The organism is Streptomyces sp. NPDC051218 (assembly GCF_044455475.1).
In the GTDB taxonomy this organism is placed as follows: Bacteria; Actinomycetota; Actinomycetes; order Streptomycetales; family Streptomycetaceae; genus Streptomyces.
On sequence record NZ_JBITEU010000002.1, the window covers coordinates 784,821 to 807,993 of the forward strand.

General features: G+C 71.0%; 17 protein-coding genes. 12 read left to right on the top strand and 5 right to left on the bottom strand.

The window, feature by feature from the left end:
• Positions 1-46 precede the first annotated feature (46 nt).
• Positions 47-1,390 carry a Gfo/Idh/MocA family protein gene (locus ACIBCK_RS09960; RefSeq protein WP_399388483.1) on the bottom strand — a complete coding sequence of 448 codons (1,344 nt, stop codon included), beginning with the start codon at positions 1,388-1,390 and terminating at the stop codon, positions 47-49.
• A 215-nt stretch (positions 1,391-1,605) separates the two neighbouring features.
• Between ACIBCK_RS09960 and ACIBCK_RS09965 the strand changes: the two genes are divergently transcribed.
• The 7 genes from ACIBCK_RS09965 to ACIBCK_RS09995 are packed head-to-tail and all read left to right on the top strand — an operon-like array spanning position 1,606 to position 8,143.
• Positions 1,606-2,724, top strand: a complete 1,119-nt coding sequence (locus ACIBCK_RS09965; protein ID WP_399388485.1) for a Gfo/Idh/MocA family protein — start codon at positions 1,606-1,608, stop codon at positions 2,722-2,724.
• Complete coding sequence (locus ACIBCK_RS09970) at positions 2,721-3,635, top strand: PmoA family protein (RefSeq protein ID WP_399388487.1); 915 nt, start codon at positions 2,721-2,723, stop codon at positions 3,633-3,635. The genes ACIBCK_RS09965 and ACIBCK_RS09970 overlap by 4 nt, the downstream gene beginning before the upstream one ends.
• Entirely contained in the window at positions 3,629-4,375 is a 747-nt protein-coding gene (locus tag ACIBCK_RS09975) for a cupin (RefSeq protein WP_399388489.1), read from the top strand. The genes ACIBCK_RS09970 and ACIBCK_RS09975 overlap by 7 nt, the downstream gene beginning before the upstream one ends.
• A gap of 57 nt (positions 4,376-4,432) precedes the next feature.
• Positions 4,433-5,716, top strand: a complete 1,284-nt coding sequence (locus tag ACIBCK_RS09980; RefSeq protein WP_399388491.1) for an ABC transporter substrate-binding protein — start codon at positions 4,433-4,435, stop codon at positions 5,714-5,716.
• Positions 5,713-6,675 carry a carbohydrate ABC transporter permease gene (locus ACIBCK_RS09985; RefSeq protein WP_399388493.1) on the top strand — a complete coding sequence of 321 codons (963 nt, stop codon included), beginning with the start codon at positions 5,713-5,715 and terminating at the stop codon, positions 6,673-6,675. Before ACIBCK_RS09980 ends, ACIBCK_RS09985 begins: the two co-directional genes overlap by 4 nt.
• Positions 6,672-7,541 carry a carbohydrate ABC transporter permease gene (locus tag ACIBCK_RS09990; RefSeq protein WP_399388495.1) on the top strand — a complete coding sequence of 290 codons (870 nt, stop codon included), beginning with the start codon at positions 6,672-6,674 and terminating at the stop codon, positions 7,539-7,541. The genes ACIBCK_RS09985 and ACIBCK_RS09990 overlap by 4 nt, the downstream gene beginning before the upstream one ends.
• A complete protein-coding gene (locus ACIBCK_RS09995) occupies positions 7,538-8,143 on the top strand; it encodes a hypothetical protein (RefSeq protein ID WP_399388497.1) in 606 nt (201 codons plus the stop codon). Before ACIBCK_RS09990 ends, ACIBCK_RS09995 begins: the two co-directional genes overlap by 4 nt.
• Positions 8,144-8,368: 225 nt before the next feature.
• Here the strand turns inward: ACIBCK_RS09995 and ACIBCK_RS10000 are convergent, their stop codons facing one another.
• The gene (locus tag ACIBCK_RS10000) at positions 8,369-9,103 is read right to left on the bottom strand and encodes a class I SAM-dependent methyltransferase (RefSeq protein WP_399388500.1); all 735 of its coding nucleotides are present in this window, start codon (positions 9,101-9,103) and stop codon (positions 8,369-8,371) included.
• An 82-nt stretch (positions 9,104-9,185) separates the two neighbouring features.
• Complete coding sequence (locus ACIBCK_RS10005) at positions 9,186-11,888, bottom strand: discoidin domain-containing protein (RefSeq protein ID WP_399388502.1); 2,703 nt, start codon at positions 11,886-11,888, stop codon at positions 9,186-9,188.
• A 376-nt stretch (positions 11,889-12,264) separates the two neighbouring features.
• Here ACIBCK_RS10005 and ACIBCK_RS10010 point away from each other — a divergent pair, with 376 nt between their 5' ends.
• The 3 genes from ACIBCK_RS10010 to ACIBCK_RS10020 all read left to right on the top strand — a co-directional run bounded on the left by ACIBCK_RS10010 (position 12,265) and on the right by ACIBCK_RS10020 (position 17,333).
• Positions 12,265-13,155 carry an alpha/beta hydrolase family protein gene (locus ACIBCK_RS10010; protein ID WP_399388912.1) on the top strand — a complete coding sequence of 297 codons (891 nt, stop codon included), beginning with the start codon at positions 12,265-12,267 and terminating at the stop codon, positions 13,153-13,155.
• A 186-nt stretch (positions 13,156-13,341) separates the two neighbouring features.
• Entirely contained in the window at positions 13,342-15,984 is a 2,643-nt protein-coding gene (locus ACIBCK_RS10015; RefSeq protein ID WP_399388505.1) for a LuxR C-terminal-related transcriptional regulator, read from the top strand.
• A gap of 80 nt (positions 15,985-16,064) precedes the next feature.
• Entirely contained in the window at positions 16,065-17,333 is a 1,269-nt protein-coding gene (locus ACIBCK_RS10020) for a PucR family transcriptional regulator (RefSeq protein WP_399388508.1), read from the top strand.
• 67 nt (positions 17,334-17,400) lie between these two features.
• Here ACIBCK_RS10020 and ACIBCK_RS10025 read toward each other — a convergent pair whose 3' ends face one another.
• Entirely contained in the window at positions 17,401-18,846 is a 1,446-nt protein-coding gene (locus ACIBCK_RS10025; RefSeq protein ID WP_399388510.1) for a glyceraldehyde-3-phosphate dehydrogenase, read from the bottom strand.
• A gap of 219 nt (positions 18,847-19,065) precedes the next feature.
• On the opposite strand from ACIBCK_RS10025, the gene ACIBCK_RS10030 reads away from it, so the two are divergent.
• Positions 19,066-20,430 carry an FAD-dependent oxidoreductase gene (locus tag ACIBCK_RS10030; protein WP_399388513.1) on the top strand — a complete coding sequence of 455 codons (1,365 nt, stop codon included), beginning with the start codon at positions 19,066-19,068 and terminating at the stop codon, positions 20,428-20,430.
• 36 nt (positions 20,431-20,466) lie between these two features.
• Here ACIBCK_RS10030 and ACIBCK_RS10035 read toward each other — a convergent pair whose 3' ends face one another.
• Positions 20,467-22,128: an FAD-dependent monooxygenase gene (locus tag ACIBCK_RS10035; RefSeq protein WP_399388515.1), complete on the bottom strand. Its 1,662-nt coding sequence runs from the start codon at positions 22,126-22,128 to the stop codon at positions 20,467-20,469.
• Positions 22,129-22,374: 246 nt separating this feature from the next.
• Between ACIBCK_RS10035 and ACIBCK_RS10040 the strand changes: the two genes are divergently transcribed.
• Complete coding sequence (locus ACIBCK_RS10040) at positions 22,375-23,118, top strand: class I SAM-dependent methyltransferase (protein WP_399388518.1); 744 nt, start codon at positions 22,375-22,377, stop codon at positions 23,116-23,118.
• The last annotated feature ends 55 nt before the right edge of the window (positions 23,119-23,173 follow it).

Below are 23,173 nucleotides of genomic sequence, written 5' to 3' on the forward strand. Positions count from 1 at the left end.
ACGGTGGCGTACGGGCCGGTCCTCTCGGACCGGCCCGTACGTCGTCTCAGCTCTCCATGAGTCTCCGTACGTCGACCGGAAGCCCCGTGACGAAGGACTGGTTCGCGGCGAGCCCCGTGGCCAGGGAGCGGGCTCCGTCCTCGGCGCCCGCCGCGCGGCCCAGGGAGTCCGGCACACCGGGTGCTCGCTCGCCGAAGAGATCGGCCAGCATACGCACGTCCCCGCCGCCGTGCCCGCCCTCACCGGTGGACACCTTCACCTCCCTCGGCTCCTCCCAGAAGCGGCGCAGCAGGAGTTGGATGCGGCCCGCCTCGTCCCCGACCGCCGCGCCGTGCAGGACGGGGCTCGCGCCATCGGTCCGTACGTCGGGGCGCGTCCAGGTGGATTCCTCCACCAGGAGTTCGACGCGTCCCTCGCTGCCGTTGAAGGCGATCCGATAGCCCTCCCAGGGCGCGTAGGCCGTCAGGTGGTACGTGAGGGTCGCGCCGGACGAGTAACGCACCAGGACCGCCATGTCGTCCTCGATGCTCACCCCGGGTCCGAACACGTTCTGGTCGCGGTGGTAGCCGTCTTCCGCCTCCGCATCCAGGTACAGGGCACTGAGTGCGGACGAGTCGGTCAGACGGATGGCGAAGGGATCGCTCTCGGCTGCGGGAGAGCCGTGCGCGCGGGCGTAGTCGCGGGCCAGACCGCGCCGGGTGCCCGCCTCGTCGCCGTAGAAGAAGAGTCCGCCTTGCGCGTAGACGGTCTCGGGCCGCGCGCCCAGCCACCAGTTGACCAGGTCGAAGTGGTGGGTGGCCTTGTGCACCATCAGGCCACCGGAGTTCGCCTTGTCGCGGTGCCAGCGGCGGAAGTAGTCCGCGCCGTGCCGCAGGTCGAGCAGCCACTCGAAGTGCACCGAGCCGACCTCGCCGATCGCGCCGTCCGCCAGGAGCTCCCGTACGGCTGAATGCACCGGGTTGTAGCGGTAGTTGAAGGCGACGCGGACGTCGTGGCCCGTGTGGCGCCGCGTTTCGAGGATGCGACGGGCGCGCTCGGCGGTCGTGGTCATCGGCTTCTCCGTGACCACGTCGCAGCCCGCTTCGAGGGCCCGCACGATGTAGTGGTCGTGGAGGTGGTCGACGGTGCAGACCACGACGAGGTCGACGCGCTCACGGCGCAGCATCTCCTCGAAGTCGTCCGGGGCGTACGCGGGCACGGCGGGGCGGCCCGGGTGGGCGGCCGCGATCCAGTCGTTGTGGACGGCCATGCGGTGTGCGTTGACATCGCAGAAACCGGCCAGTTCCATCCGGTCCGCGTAAGGGCCGGCGAGCGCCTCGGTGAAGAGCTGGGCGCGGGCGCCGAGCCCCACCACGGCACAGCGACGACGGCGTGGGGCGTCGATGGGCATGAGTGCATCCGTTCGGGGAGTTGAGGATCTCGGATGTCCGGATGTGGGCGTCGCGGGGGGAGGTGGTGAGCGCGCGGCAACGATTGGCGTCCACCTCATTGAGTCGTTTCATTCTTCGTTCCGGTTTTCGGCTCCGAGGTCTTGTTCTGGGATTCCTGCGGTGCCTAGGGTCGGCATCGGTGCAAGCGCTTTCTAAGCTCGTTCGAGGAGACCGTATGTCCTCCACCCCCACCCGTCTACGGGCCGCCGTCGTCGGCACAGGCGGCATCGTGACCGGAAGTCATCTGCCCGCCCTGCGGGCCCACGCGGACCGGATCGAGCTGAGAGCCGCAGTCGACGTCGACCCCGCTCGGCTCGCCGCGTTCCGCGCGGAGGCCGCCGCCGCGGACATGAACGTCGATGGCTACGCGGACTTCGACGCGATGCTCGACGCGGTCCGCCCCGACCTGGTTCTGATCGGCACCCCGCCCTCGCTGCACCGCGCGCAGACCGTGGCCGCGCTGAAGGCGGGCGCGTGGGTGCTGTGCGAGAAGCCGCTGTGTCTCTCGCTCGCCGAGTACGACGAGATCGCCGCCGCCGAGGAGGTGTCGGGGACGTACGCCTCGGTGGTCTTCCAGCACCGCTACGGCTCGGGCGCCGTCCACGCCCGCGAGCTCATCGCGAGCGGCGAACTGGGCTCGCCCCGGGTCGCGCACTGCCAGACCACCTGGCACCGCGACAGCGCCTACTACGCGGTGCCATGGCGGGGGCGTTGGGAGAGCGAGGGCGGCGGCCCCACCATGGGGCACGGCATCCACCAGTTCGACCTGCTCCTGCACCTGCTCGGCGACTGGACCGAGGTGCGTGCCATGGCGGCCCGCCTCGTGCACGACACGGAGAGCGAGGACGTCTCGACCGCCCTGGTGCGGTTCGAGAGCGGCGCGCTCGCCACCGTCGTCAACAGCGTCCTGTCCCCGGACGAGGTCAGCCGCATCCGTCTCGACTGCGCCGACGCGACGCTCGAACTCACCCATCTCTACGGCCACTCCAACGACGACTGGGTCTACACCCCGGCCCCGCACGTCGACGCGGGGCGCGCGAGGGCCTGGCGCACGCCGACCGCCGACGTGCCCAGCTCGCACGCCGCCCAGCTCGGCGCCCTCCTCGACGCCCACGAGCGGGGCATTCGGCCACCGGGCAGCGGCGCCGACGCCCGCCGCACCCTCGAATTCGCCGCCGCGCTCTACAAGTCGGCGTTCACCGGGCAGCCGGTGTTCGCGGGCGAGATCGTCTCCGGCGACCCCTACTACCCGGCCATGCACGGCAGCCACCCCGACTGGAGCCCTCAGCGATGACGATTCAGGTCACCCACACCCACGGCGAGCGGATCACGGTCGAGTCGGGCGGTGTCGAGCTGCTCAGCTACGTCTACGCCCCGGACCCGGACGCCTTCGAGGCGCGCAAGCCCTACATCCACCCCCTGCGCACCCTGGCCGGACACCAGGTCTCGGGCTATCGGCCGAACGACCACCGCTGGCACAAGGGCCTTCAGATGACCGCGAGCCATCTGTCGGGGCAGAACTTCTGGGGCGGCAACTGCTATGTCCACGGCGAGGGTTATCTGCGCCTGCCGGAGCGTGTCGGCTCCATGCGGCACGACGGATTCCCCGCCATCGCCGTGGACGACGAGCGCCTCCACTTCACCGAGGAGCTCACCTGGATCGAGAACGGCGGCCAGGAATGGGCCAGGGAAGAGCGGGACATCACCGTCCACTCGGTCGACGCGGACGCCGGGTCGTGGGCCCTCGACTGGTCGATCCGGCTGACCAACATCCGCGACGAACCCCTGCGCTTCGGCTCGCCGACCACCGCCGGCCGCGAGATGGCCGGATACACGGGCCTGCAGTGGCGCGGTCCGCGTGACTTCACCGGCGGCGCCGCCTTCGGCCCCGACGACGACAAGGACGCGGCCGGGCTGATGGGCACCCAGGGGCCGTGGCTGGCCTTCACCGCCGAGCACGACGACGTCGACGCGCACTCGACGCTCGTCTTCGCGCACAGCCCGGAGAACGTGGACGGGATCCACGACTCGCACTGGTTCGTGCGCTCCGAACCCATCCCGACCGTCGCCTTCTCCTGGGCGTTCTTCGAGGAGTTCGAGCTGACGCCCGGCGCGTCGTTCGCCTACCGCTACCGCGTCGTGGTCGCCGACGGCGCGTGGGACCGCGACCGCGTCGCCACCCACCTGAAGGGCCTGTCATGGTGAGCCTTCCGCACCCCCTGCCCGGAGCCGTCGGCCTCTCGCACCTGAGCGCCTATGAGTGGGAGGCCGCCGACGGCGTGTGCGGCGGAAGCCCGCATCTGCACCTGGTGTGCACGGAGGCGTACGTCGTCACCGGCGGCCTCGGGGCCGTCCAGACGCTCAGCCCCGACGGCTACCGCGAGGTCCCCCTCGAAGCGGGCTCCGTCGCGTGGTTCACGCCCGGCACCGTCCACCGCATGGTGCAGGGCGGCGACCTGCGGATCACGGTCCTGATGCAGAACAGCGGCCTGCCCGAGGCCGGGGACGCCGTCTTCACCTTCCCGCCCGACGTGCTCGCCGACCCCGAGCGGTACGCGGCCGCGGCACGGCTCCCCGCCAAGAGCGGCCCGGAGGCGGAGGCCGCCGCTCGCAAACGCCGTGACCTGGCCGTCGAGGGGTATCTGCCGCTGCGGGAGGCGCTCAGGGCCGGGGACAACGGCCCCTACCTGGAGTTCCAGCGGGCCGCGGCCCGGCTCGTGCGGGACAAGGTCCCCACCTGGCGCGAACTGTGGCAGGCGGGCGCCCTCGCCACCGCCGAGCGCACCGGCGCGCAGCTGGCGGCCCTGGAGTCCGGCACCCCCGACTACCTCGCGGGATCGGGCTCGTACGACAGCCGGCCTTCGCGCCACGGCGGGTACGGCATGTGCGGGCGCCGCGACGAGTACGAACTGCCGGGCACGACGCTCCCGTACCACGGCGAGTAACCGCCCCGATCCGTAGAAGCGTCCGTCAGGAATCCAGAGAGGAGAGGTGTCATCGGCATGCCCGGAAACAGGACAAAGTGGTCCTGCGGAGCGGTCGCGGTGCTCACGCTCAGTGCGCTGCTCACCGGCTGCGGCGGCTCGGACGAATCGAGCGGCGGCGGCCGGACCGTTCTGCGCTACACCTGGTGGGGCAACCCCGACCGGGCGGCCCGTACGCAGGAAGCCATCGCGCTGTTCGAGAAGGAGCACCCCGGGATCACGGTGCAGACCTCGTTCGCCGGCTACGAGGCGTACAAGCAGAAGCTCGCCACCCAGGCGGCGGGCGGCGACGCCCCCGACGTGATGCAGCTCGACTACCGGCAGATCGACCAGTACGCGTCCGGCGGCATCCTCCTCGACCTCGGAAAGCGGAAGAAGACCCTGCGCACCGACGAGATCGACCCCGGTCTCCTCGCCACCGGGGTCGTCGACGGCACCCAGTACGCGATCCCGCAGGGCCGCGGCACCGAAACCGTCGTGTACGACGCCGAACAATGGAAGGCGGCCGGGGTGAAGCTCCCGCACAAGGGTTGGACCTGGGACGAATGGGCCGACGCCATGCGGGAGTTGGCGAAGCGGACGGGGAAGCCGGGCTCCGTCGACCCCGGGCAGAGCGAGGACTGCTTCGAGGTGTGGCTGCGAGGTCAGGGCAAGACCCTCTACACGAAGGACCGCAAGCTCGGCTTCACCGCCGACGACCTGACCCGCTGGTGGACCTTCACCGACAAGCTGCGCCGCGAGGGCGCGGTGTCGTCCGCCCAGCAGACGACGCAGCTCGACGGGACCGTGGAGAACCAGCCGTTGGCGCGCGGCAAGGCGATATCCGACTTCAACTGGGACGCGCCCGCCAGCGGCTACACGCCCATCGTGGGCGAGGGCCTGACGCTCGCCCCGATGCCGTCCGGAGCGGACGGCACGCCCGGCCAGTACTTCAAGCCCTCGATGTTCATGGGCGCGGCGGACAGCACCCAACACCCCCAGGAATCCGCAGAGTTCATCGACTTCATGATCAATGACGAGAAGGCCGCGGCCATCCTCGGTGCCTCCCGGGGCATCCCCGTCAACGAACCGATCCGCGACGAACTCGGCCCCGAACTGAAGGGCTTCGACAAGATCGTCGCCGACTACCAGGACTCCGTCGACGGCAGCCTCGATGCGCCGCCGCAGGCCCCGCCCAGCGGCGACAACGCCTTGCAGACCACCTTCGGGCGCGACTACGACCAGGTGTCGTTCGAGCAGATGTCACCCCGTGAGGCGGCGGAGGACTACATCACCGAGGCGAAGGCGGAGCTGAGGTCATGACCACCACCACCGACATACCCGCTGACGCCGCGCGGACCGAGCGCCCCGCGCCACCGACCAAGCAGCCCGGCAGGCTTCGGCGCGAGGGCGCCGCCTGGGTGTTCCTCTCGCCCTGGGTGCTGGGCGCCGCCGTCCTGACGCTCCTTCCGATGGCCGTCTCGCTGTATCTGTCCTTCACCGACTACGACCTGTTCAACGCCCCGCGCTGGGTGGGACTGCGCAACTACGTCCAGATGTTCACCGAGGACCCGCGCTACTGGCGCTCGGTCGGCGCGACCTTGATGTACGTCGTGATCGCCGTGCCGCTGCAACTGGCGCTCGCCCTCGCCGTCGCCCTCGCCCTGAAGTCCATGAAGCGCGGCAAGTCCTTCTACCGGTCCGCCTTCTACGCCCCTTCGCTGCTCGGCGCGTCCATGTCGATCGCCCTGGTGTGGCGGGCGGTCTTCAACGACGGCGGCACCGTCGACAACCTCCTGGCGGACGTCGGCATCCATACCGGCGGCTGGGTCAACAAGCCCGGCTGGGCGCTGCTCGCCGTGGCGCTCCTGACGGTGTGGCAGTTCGGCGCCCCCATGGTGATCTTTCTGGCGGGTCTCCAGCAGATTCCCGTGGAGCTCTACGAGGCTGCCGCGGTCGACGGGGCGAGCCGCAGGCGGCAGTTCGTGTCGATCACCCTGCCGATGCTGTCACCGGTGCTCTTCTTCAACCTGGTGCTCCAGACCATCCAGGCCTTCCAGGTCTTCACGCCCGCCTTCGCGGTCAGCGGCGGCAAGGGCGGCCCCGCCGACTCCACCCTCTTCTACACGCTCTACCTCTACGACCGTGGATTCGTCGCCTCGCACATGGGCTACGCCTCCGCCATGGCCTGGGTCCTGCTGATCGCCATCGGAGCAGTGACCGCGGTGGTCTTCCGCACCTCGCGCTCCTGGGTCTTCTACGCGAACGAGGGGGAGCGATGACCACCACCACTGCCACCGCCACGGGCCGCAGGGCCTTTCCCTGGCGTCGCGTCGCGCTGCACGCCGGATGCCTGGCCGCTCTCCTGGTGATGCTCTACCCGCTGGCCTGGCTCGTCGCCACGTCGCTCAAGCCGGCCGACGAGGTGATCGCGAGCCTGAATCTGCTGCCGAGCAAGCTGGAGTGGTCGAACTACTCGACCGCCCTGGACGGCGTGGACGACGTGTCCGTCGGACGACTGCTCTCCAACTCCCTGCTGATCGCGGGCGGCGCGGTCCTCGGCAACGTACTCAGCTGCTCCCTGGCGGCCTACGCCTTCGCGCGGCTGCGTTTCCGCTTCCGGGGCCCGCTCTTCGCCTTCATGATCGCGACGATCATGCTGCCGCACCACGCCGTCCTGATCCCGCAGTACATCATCTTCAACCAGCTCGGCATGGTGAACACCTACTGGCCGCTGATCCTGCCGAAGTTCCTCGCCACCGAGGCCTTCTTCGTCTTCCTCATCGTGCAGTTCATGCGGGGCCTGCCGCGCGAGCTGGAGGAAGCGGCCAGGATCGACGGCTGTGGCCCCTTCCGGAGCTTCTTCCTGGTCGTCCTGCCGCTCACCAGGCCCGCCCTGGTCACCACGGCGATCTTCACGTTCATCTGGACGTGGAACGACTTCTTCACGCAGCTGATCTATCTCTTCTCGCCGGAGAAGTTCACGCTGACGCTCGCGCTGAGGTCGTTCGTGGACGCCTCCAGCCAGTCCGCGTTCGGCCCGATGTTCGCCATGTCGGTGATCGCACTGCTCCCGATCGTGCTGTTCTTCCTCGCCTTCCAGCGTTTCCTGGTCGAGGGCATGGCCAACTCCGGGGTGAAGGGATGAGCGCGCGGGCCCGCGAGACGGGCGAGATCTTCGGACCGCGGATGACTCTGTTCGCGGACGTCCTCGCACTCGGCGTGGTCACAGCGCTGGCCTGTCTGCCCTTGATCACCGCTCCGGCGGCGCTCTCCACCGCCTGCGCGGTGGTACGCGGCACCGAGGACGACCAACCGGCCACGGCGAAGCGTTACTTGGTGCTTCTACGCGACCGGTTCCGTCCCGGCGACCTCGCGGCGGGGCTGGCCGCCGTCATCGGGGTGCTGCTGCTCGCGGCGGACTTGGCGCTCGCGGGGGCGGGACTGCCGGGGGCCCGCGCTTTCGCCGTCACGGCGGCGGCGATCGGGGCGTGCGCGGTGATCGTGGCCCTGCGCGCCTGCGCCCACCCCGCGTCGCTCACCGACTGGCGAGCGGCGGTGCGCGGCGCCGGGGGTGCATCGGCGCGGGACGTGGGCGGCAGCGTCCTGGTCCTGCTCGCCCTCGCGGCGGCCGTCTTGTGTGCCTGGATGATGTTGCCGCTGGCGTTCCTGGTGCCGGGGCCGCTGGCCATGGCGCTTACCGCCGTTGATGTGCGCAAGCGGCGCGTGGCGCTCTCGTCGACGTGTTAGCGGGGCGGCGTGCGGTGGGCGAGGATGGCGTGCGGCGGTGCGGGCGGCCGTCGGTTATTCGGTGCGGGACGTGGGTGGCAGCGTCCTGGTGCTGTTTGCCCTCGCGGCGGCTGTTCTGTGTGCCTGGATGATGTTGCCGCTGGCGTTCCTGGTGCCGGGGCCGCTGGCCATGGCGCTTACCGCCATTGATGTGCGCAAGCGGCGCGTGGCTTTCTCGTCGACGTGTCAGCGGGGCGTCGGGCGGCGGGCGAGGAAGACGAACTCCTTGCCGGGGCGGTCCGGGGCGTCGCGGATCTCTTCCACCAGATAGCCGTGGGCGGCGAGCGATGCGGTCACTTCGTCGCGCTCGCGGAAGCGCAGGGTGGAGTCGGAGGTGAGGGCCTCGCCGGTCGCGGTGAGGACGTAGGTGTGGCGAAAGCTCACCAACGGCAGGCTGACGTCGGTGACTTGCACCCAGGTCTCGACGTCGCCGACGCCTTCGACGGCGACCGTGCGCAGGGTCGCGTCGCGGTTCCACTCCCGCCACGCCCTGCGGTCGGGGTCACGGGTCTCGAAGACGAGATGGCCGCCCGGTCGCAGGGCGGCATGGACTCCGCGAAGGGTGGACTCCCACATCTCCGGAACCGCGATCGCCTGAGCCACGTTGGCGGTCATGGTGGCCAGGTCCACCCGCATGTCCGGGAGCGCGGTCGCGTCACCGTGGATCCATCGCACGCGGTCGCTGCCGGGCTTGGAGCGGGCGATGTCGAGGGAGGCGGCGGCCGGTTCGACGCCGGTCACTCGCAGCCCCCGGCCGGCTAGGAGCAGCGCGAATGTTCCTGTGCCACACCCGACGTCCAGCACCTGATGTGCTTTCAGTTCCTGGGCCACATCGGCGTATACGTCCAAGTCGCCGCGGTCCGACTCCAGCGGGTCGTAGAGCGCTGCCAGCCTCGGATCCTCGTACGCCTCGTCTGCCACGCCCGGAGGCTATAACGGCAGCGACGGTGGAGACACGCCATTTCACGTGCCTCCACCGTCGCGTGCCCGCTCCCGCCGCGACCTATCGGTTGACGGTCAACTCCTGGATGCCCGCGGGCTTCTTCGGGTCCTTGGAGGTGAGCTTCACGCGGACGTAGCGGGCCGTGGATCCTTCGTCCGGCTCGGTGGTCTTCCAGTGGTGGCCGTCTCGCGACGTCTGCACCGCGTACTTCGTGGGCTTCACGTCCGTCCAGCGCGGGGTGATATCGGCGATACGGGACACCTTGCCGAGATCCGCGGTGAGCGTGGCGCGCGCGGCTTCGGGGACCCAGGCGGTGGCGGTATTGCCGTCGAGGGCGGCGTCCGCGTACTGGCCCGGCTGCTCCGAAGTCGCCTTCGCGGCACGGCACCTGGCGAGGTTGTCGGTAGGTTCGAGGTCCGGGCGGCGGGTCTTGAGGTGCGCGGGCGCCCCTTCGCTGACGATCTGCTTGCCCTGCGGCGTCTCGATCTCGAAGGGCTCGCCGTGCGTGAGCCGCACGGTGGTCTCGTGGGCGCCGATGGCGATGTCGTACGTACGGCCCTGCCAGTGCAGGGAGTTGAGCTTCACACCCTGGGACAGCTGCGGCGGCAGCATCGGGTCGAGATGCACGCTGTTCTCGCGCATCCGCTGCCCGGTCAGGCCGTTGGTGAAAACCTGGAGGAAGCCGCCCTGGCCGGTCGTGAAGTTCTGCGCGGGGGAACCGGAGAGCGGGTCGGATGCTCCCGCCTTGTCGCCGCGCGCCTCCGAGAACAGGTCGAACGGCCCCCGCACGAAGGGCCGGATGGAGCGCGTCAGGTACGTGTACGCGGAGCAGCCGGGCTCACCGATCGCGGCGGCGTCGATGGCGTGCACCGAGTCGGTCATCGCGGGCCCGTCGGGGTCGGTGCGGGCCGCGTAGTAGTCGAGGGTGTTCGTGGCGGCCTGCTTCGACATCGGCCACTCCAGCGGGTACATCAGGAGCACGGTGTCCGCCTGCTTGATCACCGAGCCCTTGTAACCGTCGTACTGCTGGAAGACCTGCTTCTTCTTGTCGTAGGGGATGCGCAGTTTGTCCGCGACGCTCTCCCAGCTCGCCGGTGCGTCCTTGCCGAGCAGTTCCGCCGCGCGGGTAGCGGTACGCAGGGTGGTGGCGGCGCCCGCGTTGGTGAACACGCCGTCGTCGACGCCGTTGCTGTACTCGTCGGGACCTGCGACGTCCTTGATGGAGTAGCTGCCGTCGGCGTTGCGCGTGGCGCGGTCGGCCCAGAACTCGGCGATGCCCTTGATCACCGGCCAGCCGCGGGTGCGCAGCCAGTGGGAGTCCTTGGTCGCGAGGTAGTACTGCCAGGCGGCCAGGGCGACGTCGCTCTGCAGGTGGTTCTGGGTGCGGCAGTGCGGCGGGTCCACGCTGTGGCACTCGGCCTTGAGGTCGCCCTTGCTTGCGCTGGTCCACGGGTAGAAGAGGCCGCGGTGGCCGAGCTTCTTCGCGTTGGCGCGGGCGCCGTCCCGGGTGCGGTAGCGGTACTCCACCACGGACTTGGCGAGCTCGGGGTGGGCGGCGAGCAGCGCGGGGTACATCCAGGTCTCCGCGTCCCAGAAGACGAGCCCCGCGTAATTGTCGCTGCTCAGACCGGTGGGGGAGATGCTGTTGGCCGAGCCGGTGCGGGTGCTGGACAGCAGCCCGTACTGGGCGGAGCGCACCCACGACTGGAGATCGCGCTGCCCGGCCACCTCGATGTCGCTGTGCCACAGCTTGCGCCAGGCGGCCGTGTGGCTCGCGAACAGTGCGTCCCAGCCGCGCCCGGCAGCCTGCTGCGAGGCCGCGACGGCGTCACGCTCGGGGGAGCGGGAGGTCAGCGCGGTGTCGACGCCGACGAACTTGGTCATTTCGTACGTCCGGCCGGACCGCACCGGCACGCCGACGGACTGATGCGCGCTCAACTCGTGGGCAGGAGCTGAGCGTTGTTCATTTCCTGTACGCACACCATGCCCCGCGCGGAGCGTCGAGGCGACAGCGCCTTCGGTCTTCGTGCCATCCGTGCGGAACCCCACGGCCATGGTCTGCCCTCCGGAGCGTGCGCCGCCGCCGGTGGCGGTCATGCGCCGGGCGCCGCGTCCGTCGATGCGGTCGGTGACCTTCGCCTCGCCGTCCCAGTGCGGGGTGACGCGCAGGCGTACGGCGCCGACGTGGGGGTTGGCGCGGTCCGCGAGCACGTCGTAGACGAGGTCGGTGGCCCGGCCGTCCGTGGCGGTCCAGGTGAGCTCGGTCCGCACCAGGCCGCGGCGCAGGTCGAGGCTCTGCCGGTAGTGCGAGATCCGGGAGGCCGGCGTCGCGGAGGTGAACGTCTCGGAGTCGGGACCACCGGTGGAGACCGTGAGCGGGCTCCAGGTGGGGATGGCCGCGGCGACCTCGCGGTTCTCGGTGGTGTCCTTGTTGTGCGCGTACAGCCCGGAGACGAAGGAACCGTCGTAACGGCGGCTGAACAGCGGCCAGCCGGTCTTGGCGTCGGAAGCGGTGTAGCCGGATCCGTTGGGCGCGACGCGCTGACCGAGATAGCCGTTGCCGACGAGGGCGTGGTACGTGTCCTTCGCGTCGATACGGGTCGACGTCAGCGTCCAGCCGTCGTCGGACGAGGGCGCGGGCGTCGTCGGCTTCTCGGTGCCTGGGGACGCGATGTCGGCCGCCGCGGTGGGGGGAACGGCTGCGGCAAGCACACCCACGAGGAGGGGTGCGATGAACCGGGCCGTGCGGGGGAGGGACCTCATTGTGCTCCGTTGCGGGGTCGCCGGGGAAGGTCAGGCGACCATAAAGAGGTGAACGGTCCGCGTCAATGAATCGCGCGATGTGTTGAAGAATCAAACGAACCCGCGAGTAGGGCGCGAGGTGGCCTGCCTCGTGCTGTGCGCTCGCTGTGGGCCCGGGGGTACCAATGCGTAGGTACAGGCACTGTTCCGCCTCTTTCGGGCCTCCACCTTCGGTGGGCTGGGGTCGGTGTCCGTACGACACCGGTGATTTCGCCGATGCCGACACCCCGTCAGCGCCACCACGGTGGGGACCGCCAACGAACACGGCGGTCTCCACCGGGACATACCTCCCTCTCCCGGTCGGCCCCGCCATGACCGAGAGGACCCCTCCGTGCGCATGCACGTCTTCTCCCGCCCTGTGGTGCGGGCCGCTCTGGCCGCCGCGGTCGCCACCGCGGGCCTCCTCGGGACCGGCCTCGCGCCCGGTGCCCAGGCCGTCGCGGACAACCCGTACGAGCGTGGCCCCGAACCCACCGTCTCCAGCATCGAGGCATCGCGCGGCTCGTACGCCGTCTCGCAGACCAGCGTCTCCTCGCTGAGCGTGTCCGGCTTCGGCGGCGGGACCATCTACTACCCGACGTCCACTGCTGACGGCACCTTCGGTGCGGTCGTCATCTCCCCGGGCTTCACCGCCTACCAGTCGAGCATCGCCTGGCTCGGGCCGCGGCTCGCCTCCCAGGGCTTCGTGGTCTTCACCATCGACACCAATACGACGGTCGACCAGCCCGACAGTCGAGGCCGCCAACTCCTGTCTGCTCTCGACTACTTGACGCAGTCGAGCTCGGTACGGGGCCGCGTCGACGCCTCCCGGCTCGGTGTGATGGGGCACTCGATGGGCGGTGGCGGCACCCTGGAGGCCGCCAAGAGCCGTTCCTCGCTGAAGGCGGCGATCCCGCTGACCGGCTGGAACACCGACAAGACCTGGCCCGAGCTGCGCACGCCCACTCTCGTCGTGGGCGCCGACGGTGACACCGTCGCGCCTGTCTCCTCCCACTCCGAGCCGTTCTACCAGTCGCTGCCGAGCAGCCTGGACAAGGCGTACCTGGAGCTCAACGGCGCCTCCCACTTCACGCCGAACTCGTCGAACACGACGATCGCGAAGTACAGCATTTCGTGGCTGAAGCGGTTCATCGACAACGACACCCGCTTCGAGCAGTTCCTCTGCCCGCTGCCGAGGCCGAGCCTCACCATCGAGGAGTACCGGGGCAACTGCCCGCACAACTCCTGACCCTGACGGCCCGTCATGGGGGCCCTTCGTCCGTCGCCGGTGGATCAGCCGGCGGCGGACGACGTATGTCGTCCCCCGGTCCGCGGACTGTGCCCGCGCACACCCGGACGCGGATGCCGCTGGTGGTGTGCCCAGTGCGGTGGACGCGGGGCTTCCGGGGGGTGTTACGCGGAGTAACGTGCGAGCGTGACCCTTTCGACGACCGGACCCGGCGTGCTCACGGCCCCCGAGCTCTACGGCCGCCGCGAGGCAATCGTTGCGGTGGAAGCCCTGGTGGCACGCTTGTGGGCGGGCCGAGGGGGCATCCTCGCCCTGGTCGCGCAGCCGGGCCTCGGCCGCACCGCGCTCGTGGAGTACGCGCGAGCGATCTGCGCCCCGCTCCCATCGGTTCAGCTCGCCGCCCCGGCGGCATTGCCGCGGGAGGGCCCGCTGCTGGTCTGCGTCGACGACGCACACAGGTGGCACCCGGCGGCCCGGGACGCCCTCTTGGCCGACTTACGCCGCCTGCCCGCCGACAGACCGGTGGCGGTCCTGCTCACGCACACCGAACACAGCTACGGTACGCGCGAGTTGAGAGACCTCACGCCCCTGCGCCTGGGCCCGCTCGACGACAGCGCGGCGGCCGCCCTGCTCGACCGGCTGACCCGCGGCTCGGCCGACCCGGTCGTCGGAGCCTGGCTGATCCGCGAGGCCGCGGGCAACCCACGCCTGCTCACCGCGTTCGTCGCGGCTCTCACCCCCGCCCAACTCTCCGGCCGCACCCCGCTGCCCGATCCCCTGCCGGGCGCCGAACCCCTCCTCGACGACTACACAACCCCCCTCGCCGCCCTGCCACCCGACACCCGCACCTTGCTACTGCTCGCCGCAGCAGCGGGGGAGCACGAGCCCGAGGGCACGGGCGCGGACCTGTCACTGGTGTTACGGGCGGCAGCGGTTGGGGAGGGGGAGGGGGAGGCTGAACGCGCGCCCGGTGGGTTTGCTGCGGCTGAAGTTGCCGGGGTGGTTTTCAGGGCTGGGGGGCGGGTTTACTTCGCTCATCCTCTTCTTCGGCGGGCCGTGTTGCACCGTGCCCCCCTAGCTCGCCGTAGAGCTGCCCATGCCTGGATTGCTGCGGTCTGTCGGGATCGGCTCTCCTGCTTGGTGCAACTGGCCTGCGCCGCAGGGGAGTACGACGCGCGGCTCGCCGAAGCCCTCGCCGGGGCCGCCGCGGCGAGCGTGCCACGCCCGCCCGCCGAGCGTTCCGCCGCCCTGGCCCGCGCCGCGGCCCTCACCGCCGACACAGGGCTCCGCACCGACCGGCTCGCCGACGCGGCCGAAGCCGCCCGCCAGGCGGGCGACCCCGTACGGGCCCGCGCCCTGCTCGCCCGCACCGCCGCCGTTCCCGCGCACGGCGGGGTCCACCGAGTCCGCGGGCTGCTGTCCCTCGCCGACGGCCCCGCCGCCGACGCCCGTGAGGACCTGCTCGCAGCCGCCGCACTGCTCCCGCCCGCACCGGCCCGCCACGCCCTGATCGGCGCGGCGGAAGCGTCCTGGGCGATGGGCGACGCCGCGGCCTACCGGGAGGCGATGGCCCGCGTGCCCGCCTGCGCCGACGACCCCTCCCTGGAGGCGTACCGCGCCGGGATGTGCGCGGTCCTCGCGGGCCGCATCGCCGAGGGCCACACCCTGCTGCGCCGCTGCCTGGACGCGCTGCCCGAAACGGCTGACCCGGCCGCTCTGTTGCGCGCCGGGGCCGCCGCCCTGGTCGTCGGCGAGGTCGACACCGCCTGCGGCGCCGGCGCCCGAGCACTCGCCGCCGTACGCGCCCACGGCCCCGAGGTCCTGCTGCCGCGGGCCCTGGAACACCTGGCGTACGGAGAACTGCGTGCGGGTCGGCACACCACGGCGCGGGCGCACGCCCTCGAAGGGCTTCGGGCAGCGCACCGTATCGGGCAGCCCAACGTCGCCGCCTGCCTGCACGCCGTCCTCGCGCTCGCGGCGTCCGTGGAGGGCGACGCCGATGCCTGCGCCGGGCATGCGGCCGCCGCTGCCGAGGGCGCTGGGCCGCACGGTCTCAACCAGGCGGCCACGCTCGCGGTCTGGGCGGTCGCGCGATCGGATCTCGCGGCGGGGCGCCCCGGGGACGCGGCGGCCCGCCTTGCCCCACTGGTCGCCCCCGGCCCCCGGCGCGGGCACTTCGCCGTCAGGATGCTGGCCGCCCCCTGCTTCGTCGAAGCGGCCGTCCAGGCCGGGCGCACGGCAGAGGCCCGGAACGCTACCGAAGAGTTCACCCGCTGGACGGAATCCACCGCGGACCGGCTCGCCCCGGCTCAACTGGCCCGCTGTCAGGCCCTGTTGGCTCCACCTCAGCAGACAGCCGCATCGTACGAGAACGCCCTCGCACACCACGACCGCTCACCCGGCGAGTTCGAACGCGCCCGCACACAGCTGCTGTTCGGCCAGTGGCTGCGCCGCAGGCGCCGTACCCGCGAGGCGCGCGGCCCGCTGCGGGACGCGCTGGTCGGCTTCGAACGGTGCGGAGCGCGCGCCTGGGCGGACCGCAGCCGCGGTGAACTCCGCGCCGCGGGCACGGCGGTGGCGGGGGAACCGGGAGCGGGAGTGCTCTCGGCGCTGACCCCGCAGCAGCAGCGCATCGCCCGTCACGTGGCGGAGGGCGCCACCAACCGCGAGGTGGCGGAACGCCTGTCGGTGAGCCACCGCACCGTCGACCACCACCTGCGCAATGTGTTCGCCGCGCTGGGCATACGCTCCCGCGTCGAGCTGTCCCGGCTCCTCGCCGGCGACGCAGGGTTGCCGGACCGTGATGAGGAGATTGCCGCACACCTCTAGGTACCGACCGGGCGGTATGCCATTCTTCGGGCGTCAGGAAGATCCGGCAGTGCGGTTGCGCACACTCCCGTGGAGGCCCCATGCCACACGTCCTGCGGTCACGGGTCGGGCCCCTGCACGAAGTGCCCGCCATCACCCCGCTCGCACCGGGCGCCCGCTCCCTCCTCGACGCCGATGCCGTCGCCGTACTGCACCGCGCGGCCCGCGCCCTGCTGAGGGACCTGCCCGCGATGACCGACCGGCTCGTCGCGGAGCTGCGTGAGCAGGAACCCGCCTACCGTACGGACATCGCGGCCCGCCCCACCGAGGTGTGGCAGGAGGTGCACCGCTCCCTGCGGTACAGCGTGACCTCGCTCCTCCAGCCGACGGAGACCAGGGAGGCCGCCCACCGCACGTCCATCCAGATCGCCGGGGTGCGCGCCGAACGCGGCCTGCCGCTCGACGCGTTACTGCACGCCTTCCGGCTCGGCGGGGCGATGGTGTGGCAGGGCCTGGTCGAGGAGGTCGCGCGCGGCAACCCCGACGACATGCGGCTGCTCATCCATGTCGCCACGGACGTATGGAACTTCGTCGACGAACACTGCGGCGTGGTCGCCGACGCCTACCGCCGCACCGAGCGCCGCATGGCCTGGCGGCACGAGAACAGGCTGCGGCTCCTGACCGCGAGTCTCCTCGACGGAAGTGCGCGTCTCACGGATCTGCCCACCGCCGCGGACGTCCTGGGGCTGCCCGAGGACGGGTGGTACGCCGTGATCGCCCTGGCGGGGGAGAACGGCACCCCCGCCCTGCCGCCAGGAACGCGGACGCTGCGCCACACCGGGCCCGGGGTCCAGTACATCCTGGTGCTGCTCGGCGACTCCGCCGCCGACGGCGGACCGGCAGCCGAACTGTCCGCGCTCGGCGCGGGTCTCGCCCTGCCCACCGGGGCCCGCGCGGGCATCGGCTCACCGGTGGAGGGCCTCACCGCCGTCCCCTGCGCCCGCCGCCTCGCGGACACCGCCCTGCGCGCCTGCCCCCGCAGCGGCGGCATCGTACTCCTGGACGAACGGCTGCCCGACGCCCTGGTCGTCTCGTCGCCCGAGCTCGCGGAGGCGCTCGCCGAGCGCGTTCTCGGCCCGCTGCGTTCCCTCGACCCCGCCGACCGGGACCTCCTCATCGACACGCTCGTCGTGTGGATGGAGACCGACGGCTCCGCGCAGCGCGCGGGCGCCCGCCTCTACTGCCACCGCAACACCGTCCTCAACCGGCTGCGCCGCGTCGAGCAGCTGACCGGCCGCAATCTCACCCGGGTCGGCGACCTGGTGGAGATCTCCCTCGCCCTCGGCGCCCGCAGGCTGCTCGGCGGGTGACGGGGAAACGGCGACGGGCGGCAAGGGAACGAACCCCTTGCCGCCCGTCGCGGAGCCGTAGGCCTTGTCAGGCCACCGGCACCGGGTACGTCGGGTACTCCACGCCGGAGACGTGCTGGACGACGCGGATGACCTGGCACGAGTAGCCGAACTCGTTGTCGTACCAGAGGTAGAGGATCGCGTTGTCGCCGTCGACCTTGGTGGCGCCCGCGTCGACGATCGAGGCGTGCCGCGAGCCGACGAAGTCCATGGAGACGGCGTCGGGAGCGGTCGTGAAGTCGATCTGGCGCTTCAACGGCGAGTGCAGCGAGACGTCGCGGAGGTGCTCGAGGACCTCTTCGCGGGTGGTCTCGCGGCCCAGGCGCAGGCTCAGGATGGCGATCGAGACGTCCGGGACGGGCACGCGGATCGAGCTGCCGGTGATGGGCGCCTTGAGGTCGGGCAGCGCCTTGGCGACGGCGGAGGCGGCGCCGGTCTCGGTGATGACCATGTTGAGCGGCGCGGAGCGGCCGCGGCGGTCGGCCTTGTGGAAGTTGTCCAGGAGGTTCTGGTCGTTGGTGAACGAGTGGACGGTCTCCACGTGGCCGCGCAGCACGCCGTACTCGTCGGCCATCGCCTTCAGCGGCGGGACGATCGCGTTGGTGGTGCAGGAGGCGCAGGACAGGATCTGCTCGTCCGGCTTGATCGTGTCGTGGTTGACGCCGTGCACGATGTTCGGGACGTCGCCCTTGCCCGGCGCGGTCAGGACGACCTTGTCGATACCGGGGCGCAGGTGCTGGGAGAGCCCCTCGCGGTCGCGCCACTTGCCGGTGTTGTCGATGAGGATGGCGTCCTTGATGCCGTACGCCGTGTAGTCGACCTCGGAGGGGTCGTTGGCGTAGATCACCTTGATCGCGTTGCCGTTGGCGATGATCGTGCTGGTCGCCTCGTCGACGGTGATCGTGCCCTGGAACTGACCGTGGATGGAGTCACGTCGCAGCAGCGAGGCGCGCTTGACGATGTCCTGCTCACCGCCCTTGCGGACGACGACGGCGCGCAGGCGCAGGCCGTTGCCGGAACCGGCCTTCTCGATCAGCAGACGCGCGACGAGGCGGCCGATGCGGCCGAAGCCGTAGAGGACGACGTCGCGTCCCTCGCGGCTCTCGATCTTGTTGGCGCCCGTGGCTCCGGCGACGGCCTCGGCGGTGAAATCGGCCACCGACATGCCACGGTCGTCGGTCCTGTACGCCTCGGCGAGCAGGCCGACGTCGATCTGCGAAGGACCGAGGTCGAGGGTGGTGAGGGCCTGGAGGAACGGCAGCGTCTCGGTGACGGAGAGTTCCGCACCGGCTATCTGTCGCGCGAATCGGTGGGTCTTGAGGAGGCTGACCACCGACTTGTTCACCAAGGAGCGGCTGTGGAGCAGGACGGTGACGTCCCGCTCCCGGTGCAGCTTCCCGATGATCGGGATCATCGACTCCGCGATCTCCTCGCGGTGCTTCCAATTGGTGAACGAGTCGTCATTGACAGTCACAGGTTTATCTTTCGAGCTAGGCGGCGCTCATATGCTAACCCGTGCGACTTTTGATCTTGCAGTGGGCTCCCGTGAGCGACCCGTGGCCCAAACCCCGCCTTCGTGATCCCATAAGCCGACCTTATGAGGTCATAGGTCCAACCCCAGTACTAACTTAGGATTGCCTTAGTTTAGGCTTCCCCACGAGCCCCATGTCTTCGCTCGAAGGGAAACCTGATCATGTCTCGCCCTCTGCGGGTAGCCGTTGTCGGAGCCGGTCCGGCCGGCATCTACGCCGCCGACGCGCTGCTGAAATCCGCAGTGGCGGTCGAGCCCGGTGTGTCGATCGACCTCTTCGAGCGGATGCCCGCACCCTTCGGCCTCATCCGCTACGGCGTCGCCCCCGACCACCCCCGGATCAAGGGCATCGTCACGGCCCTGCACCAGGTCCTCGACAAGCCGCAGATCCGCTTCTTCGGCAACGTCGACTACCCGCGCGACATCGACCTGGACGACCTGCGCAGCTTCTACGACGCGGTCATCTTCTCCACCGGCGCGACGGCCGACCGGGCGCTCGGCATCCCCGGCATCGACCTCGACGGCTCGTACGGCGCGGCGGACTTCGTCTCCTGGTACGACGGGCACCCCGACGTCCCGCGCACCTGGCCGCTCGACGCGGAGAAGGTCGCCGTCCTCGGCGTCGGCAACGTCGCGCTCGACGTGGCGCGCATCCTCGCCAAGACGGCGGAGGAGCTCATCTCCACCGAGATCCCGCCGAACGTCCACGAGGGGCTCAAGGCCAACAAGGCGCGCGAGGTGCACGTCTTCGGGCGTCGCGGCCCCGCGCAGGCCAAGTTCAGCCCGATGGAGCTGCGGGAACTCGACCACTCCCCGAACATCGAGGTCATCGTCGACCCCGAGGACATCGACTACGACGACGGCTCGATCGCGACCCGGCGCGGCAACAAGCAGGCCGACATGGTGGCCAAGACGCTGGAGAACTGGGCCATCCGCGACATCGGCGAGCGGCCGCACAAGCTGTTCCTGCACTTCTTCGAGTCGCCGACCGAAATCCTCGGCGAGGACGGCCGGGTTGTCGGCCTGCGCACCGAGCGCACCGCCCTCGACGGCACCGGCAACGTCAAGGGAACCGGCGAGTTCAAGGACTGGGACCTCGGCGCCGTCTACCGCGCCGTCGGCTACCTCTCCGACGAACTGCCCAAGCTGCCCTGGGACGTCGCGTCGGGCACGGTGCCGGACAAGGCAGGCCGCGTCATCGAGGAGACCGGGGAGCACCTGCAGTCCACGTACGTCACCGGGTGGATCCGCCGTGGTCCCGTGGGCCTGATCGGGCACACCAAGGGCGACGCCAACGAGACCGTCGCCAGCCTCCTCGACGACCACGCGAACGAGCGTCTGCACACGCCCGCCGCCCCCGAACCGGCGGCAGTGAACGCCTTCCTCGGCGAGCGGAACATCCGCTTCACCACGTGGGAGGGCTGGCACCGCCTCGACGCCGCGGAGAAGGCCCTCGGCGCGGCCGAGGAGCGCGAGCGCGTGAAGATCGTCGAGCGCGAGGACATGCTCAAGGCGAGCGGCGCGTAGCCCTCTCCGGCGGGCGGAGCAGATTGGGGAGCGCGGTCACCCCGGCATGGATGTGGCCGTGCGGTAGTCCGCGAGGGCTGCCGCGGTGTCCGCGAGGGAAAAGCGGGCGCCGAGCTGTCCGTCGGGGCGGACGACGAAGCCGGTCGGTCCTTCCGGTCGGTAGAGCCGGGCGAACTCTCCTGCGGCGTCGCGGTATCCGGGAACGGTGAGGGTGCCTGCGAGGTCCGGTGCGCCTCCGCGGGCGAGGACGGCGATCGTCTCCAGGCCCGCGCGGGCGGGGCCACCTCCGTCGGTGGCAGCCGCGGCCGCTGCGTTCACGTCGGCGATGTCGTCCGCGTACAGCAGCAGGACGTGTTCGGTGCGGCCCCGCAGGACGTCGAGCAGACGCAGTGGGTAGGTGGCCAGGGTCCCGGTGAGACCGCCACAATCGGGGCTCCGGTCACCGGGCTGGGGCGCATCGGCCGGTCCGTACGGGGCGTGGGCCAGCGGACCGCCCCGATAGCCGACCAGCAGCTGGGCCTCGCGCAGCATCAGGGTCCGCGGGTCGTCCGGGTCGGTCTCGATGCCCTGGGTGGCGTGCCGCACGGTCCGGCCGACGACTTCCTCGCCGACCGGCCGGCGCTCGGCGTCATAGCTGGTCAGCAGGGCGGGCCCGGCCGTGCCCCGGACCACGAGCGCCAGCTTCCAGGCCAGGTTGCAGGCATCCTGGATGCCGGTGTTCATGCCCTGGGCGCCGGTCGGCGGATGGATGTGGGCGGCGTCGCCCGCGACGAAGACGCGTCCCTCGCCGTAGCGGTCGACGATGCGGTGGCTGATGCGGAAGACGGAGGACCAGCGCAGCCGGGAGAGGCGGGCGGGGCGCGGCGCCAGGCGGTCGACGACGGCCTGGAGATGGTGCAGCTCCGGGGCGACCTGCCCCTCCAGGCCGTGCACGACGCCGTCGTCCCCGGCTCGCCCCCGGCCCGTGGTCCGCGTGGACAGTTCGGGCGGGACCAGCATCGACATGCGATAGCGGCCGCCACGGCCGGGCAGTGGGATGCAGACCAGCAGGTCGTCGGTGGAGCCGTCGTCGGCCACGTGGAGGGAACGGATGCCGTATCCGTGCGGCAGGTCCCAGTCGGCCTCGACGTCGCCCAGCATGTACTCCTCGGGCAGCGCGCCGCCCTCGAATGTCAGGCCGAGGCCCTTGCGGACGGTGCTGTGCGCGCCGTCGCAGCCGATCAGATAGCCGACGTGTGACTCCTCCTCGGCCCCGGAGGCCGTCCGCAGCCGGACCGTGACGCCGTCCGGGTCCTGAGCGAACGACACCAGTTCCGTCCGGCGCTCGATGACCGTACCGAGCCCCGCCAGGTACTCCTCGAGAAGCCGCTCCGTCTCGTACTGCGGCAGCGCGGCGAACCCGTAGGGCACCTCGGGCGGCAGCTCGAGCTCGATCCGCGCCCGCTCCTGACCGTTCGCGTAGATCAGCTGGCCGCGCATCGGGGCGGCGTTCTCCATCGCGGCGCGCGCCAGACCCATCCGGTCCCAGATCTCCAGGGTGCGCGGCTGTACGCCGACCGCCTTGGCGTACGGAAGACGCTCGGGCAGGCGGTCGACCAGGCGGCAGCGCACCCCGTGGCGGCGCAGCTCGGCGGCCGCGCTCAGCCCCACGGGGCCCGCTCCCGCGATCAGTACGTCGGTCGTGTGGGTGTGCGCCACGTGAGCCTCCCGTACCCGGCTCCGGGGCCGGTATCAGCTCCATGGTCACCCGGCGGTACGCGCGCGGCGAGCCGGGCGGTCAGCCCGGGGCCCCTGCGCCGGGAAACAGCGGGGCACCAACAGGGAGGCAGCGGGGAACCAGACGCGTCCCGCGGCCGACCACTGGTGCGCACGTCCCGTACGCCGTCGCTCACGCAGCCGCGGCGTACGGGCCACGACAGCCCACTGGATCGAGGTCGCGGCAGCATGCACTGGTACGAGGACGAGGGATTCTGGTCCGACTTCTCCGAGACGATGTTCTCCGAGCGGCGGCGGGAGGAGACGGCGGACACCGTCGCCCGCTCGCCGCTCCTCGGGTTCCCGGCCGGCAGCCGCGTACTCGACCTGTGCTGCGGACCCGGCCTCTATCTGGAGCCGCTGGTGCGCCGCGGCTACACGGTCACGGGCGTGGACCTCAGCGCGGAGCTCCTGAAACGCGCCAGGGCCGGGTGCGACGACGCCGGGGTCGATGTCCGCCTGATCCAGGCCGACATGCTCACCCACGTCGAGCCGGACACGTACGACGTGGTACTCAACGTCTTCACCTCCTTCGGCTACTTCGACGACCCGCAGGACAACGTCCAAGTGCTGCGCAACGCGCACGCCTCGCTGGTGCCCGGCGGGCAACTGCTCATCGACGTGATGGGCAAGGAAGTCCTCGCCGGCTGGATCGGCCGCCCGCAACTCGTCGAACTCGACGGTGCGTACGTGGTGCAGCGCGACACCGTCCTGGACAGCTGGACACGGCTGCGGACCGACTGGACGCTCGTGCGTGACGGTGTCGCGCGCGAGGCCTCCCTCACCTCCTTCCTCTACAGCGCGGCAGAGCTGCGCGGCCTCTTCGAGGACGCCGGGTTCACCGGCGTGGAGTGCTTCGGCGGCTTCGACGCCGAGCCCTACGACCACCACGCGCGGCGGCTGATCGTGCGAGGGACCAAGCCCGCCCGCTGACGGGGGGCAGTTCGTGAATCTCCGGGAACTGAGCGGCGACGCCCGCCGACTACTG

What these genes read in the sequence shown, in the direction of transcription:
- ACIBCK_RS09960 (WP_399388483.1), bottom strand. Translation starts at nt 1,390, where the DNA reads ATGCCCATCGACGCCCCACGCCGTCGTCGCTGTGCCGTGGTGGGGCTC.
- ACIBCK_RS10040 (WP_399388518.1), top strand. Translation starts at nt 22,375, where the DNA reads ATGCACTGGTACGAGGACGAGGGATTCTGGTCCGACTTCTCCGAGACG.
- ACIBCK_RS09975 (WP_399388489.1), top strand. Translation starts at nt 3,629, where the DNA reads ATGGTGAGCCTTCCGCACCCCCTGCCCGGAGCCGTCGGCCTCTCGCAC.
- ACIBCK_RS10010 (WP_399388912.1), top strand. Translation starts at nt 12,265, where the DNA reads ATGCACGTCTTCTCCCGCCCTGTGGTGCGGGCCGCTCTGGCCGCCGCG.
- ACIBCK_RS09980 (WP_399388491.1), top strand. Translation starts at nt 4,433, where the DNA reads ATGCCCGGAAACAGGACAAAGTGGTCCTGCGGAGCGGTCGCGGTGCTC.
- ACIBCK_RS09995 (WP_399388497.1), top strand. Translation starts at nt 7,538, where the DNA reads ATGAGCGCGCGGGCCCGCGAGACGGGCGAGATCTTCGGACCGCGGATG.
- ACIBCK_RS10005 (WP_399388502.1), bottom strand. Translation starts at nt 11,888, where the DNA reads ATGAGGTCCCTCCCCCGCACGGCCCGGTTCATCGCACCCCTCCTCGTG.
- ACIBCK_RS09970 (WP_399388487.1), top strand. Translation starts at nt 2,721, where the DNA reads ATGACGATTCAGGTCACCCACACCCACGGCGAGCGGATCACGGTCGAG.
- ACIBCK_RS09990 (WP_399388495.1), top strand. Translation starts at nt 6,672, where the DNA reads ATGACCACCACCACTGCCACCGCCACGGGCCGCAGGGCCTTTCCCTGG.
- ACIBCK_RS10030 (WP_399388513.1), top strand. Translation starts at nt 19,066, where the DNA reads ATGTCTCGCCCTCTGCGGGTAGCCGTTGTCGGAGCCGGTCCGGCCGGC.
- ACIBCK_RS10020 (WP_399388508.1), top strand. Translation starts at nt 16,065, where the DNA reads ATGCCACACGTCCTGCGGTCACGGGTCGGGCCCCTGCACGAAGTGCCC.
- ACIBCK_RS09985 (WP_399388493.1), top strand. Translation starts at nt 5,713, where the DNA reads ATGACCACCACCACCGACATACCCGCTGACGCCGCGCGGACCGAGCGC.
- ACIBCK_RS09965 (WP_399388485.1), top strand. Translation starts at nt 1,606, where the DNA reads ATGTCCTCCACCCCCACCCGTCTACGGGCCGCCGTCGTCGGCACAGGC.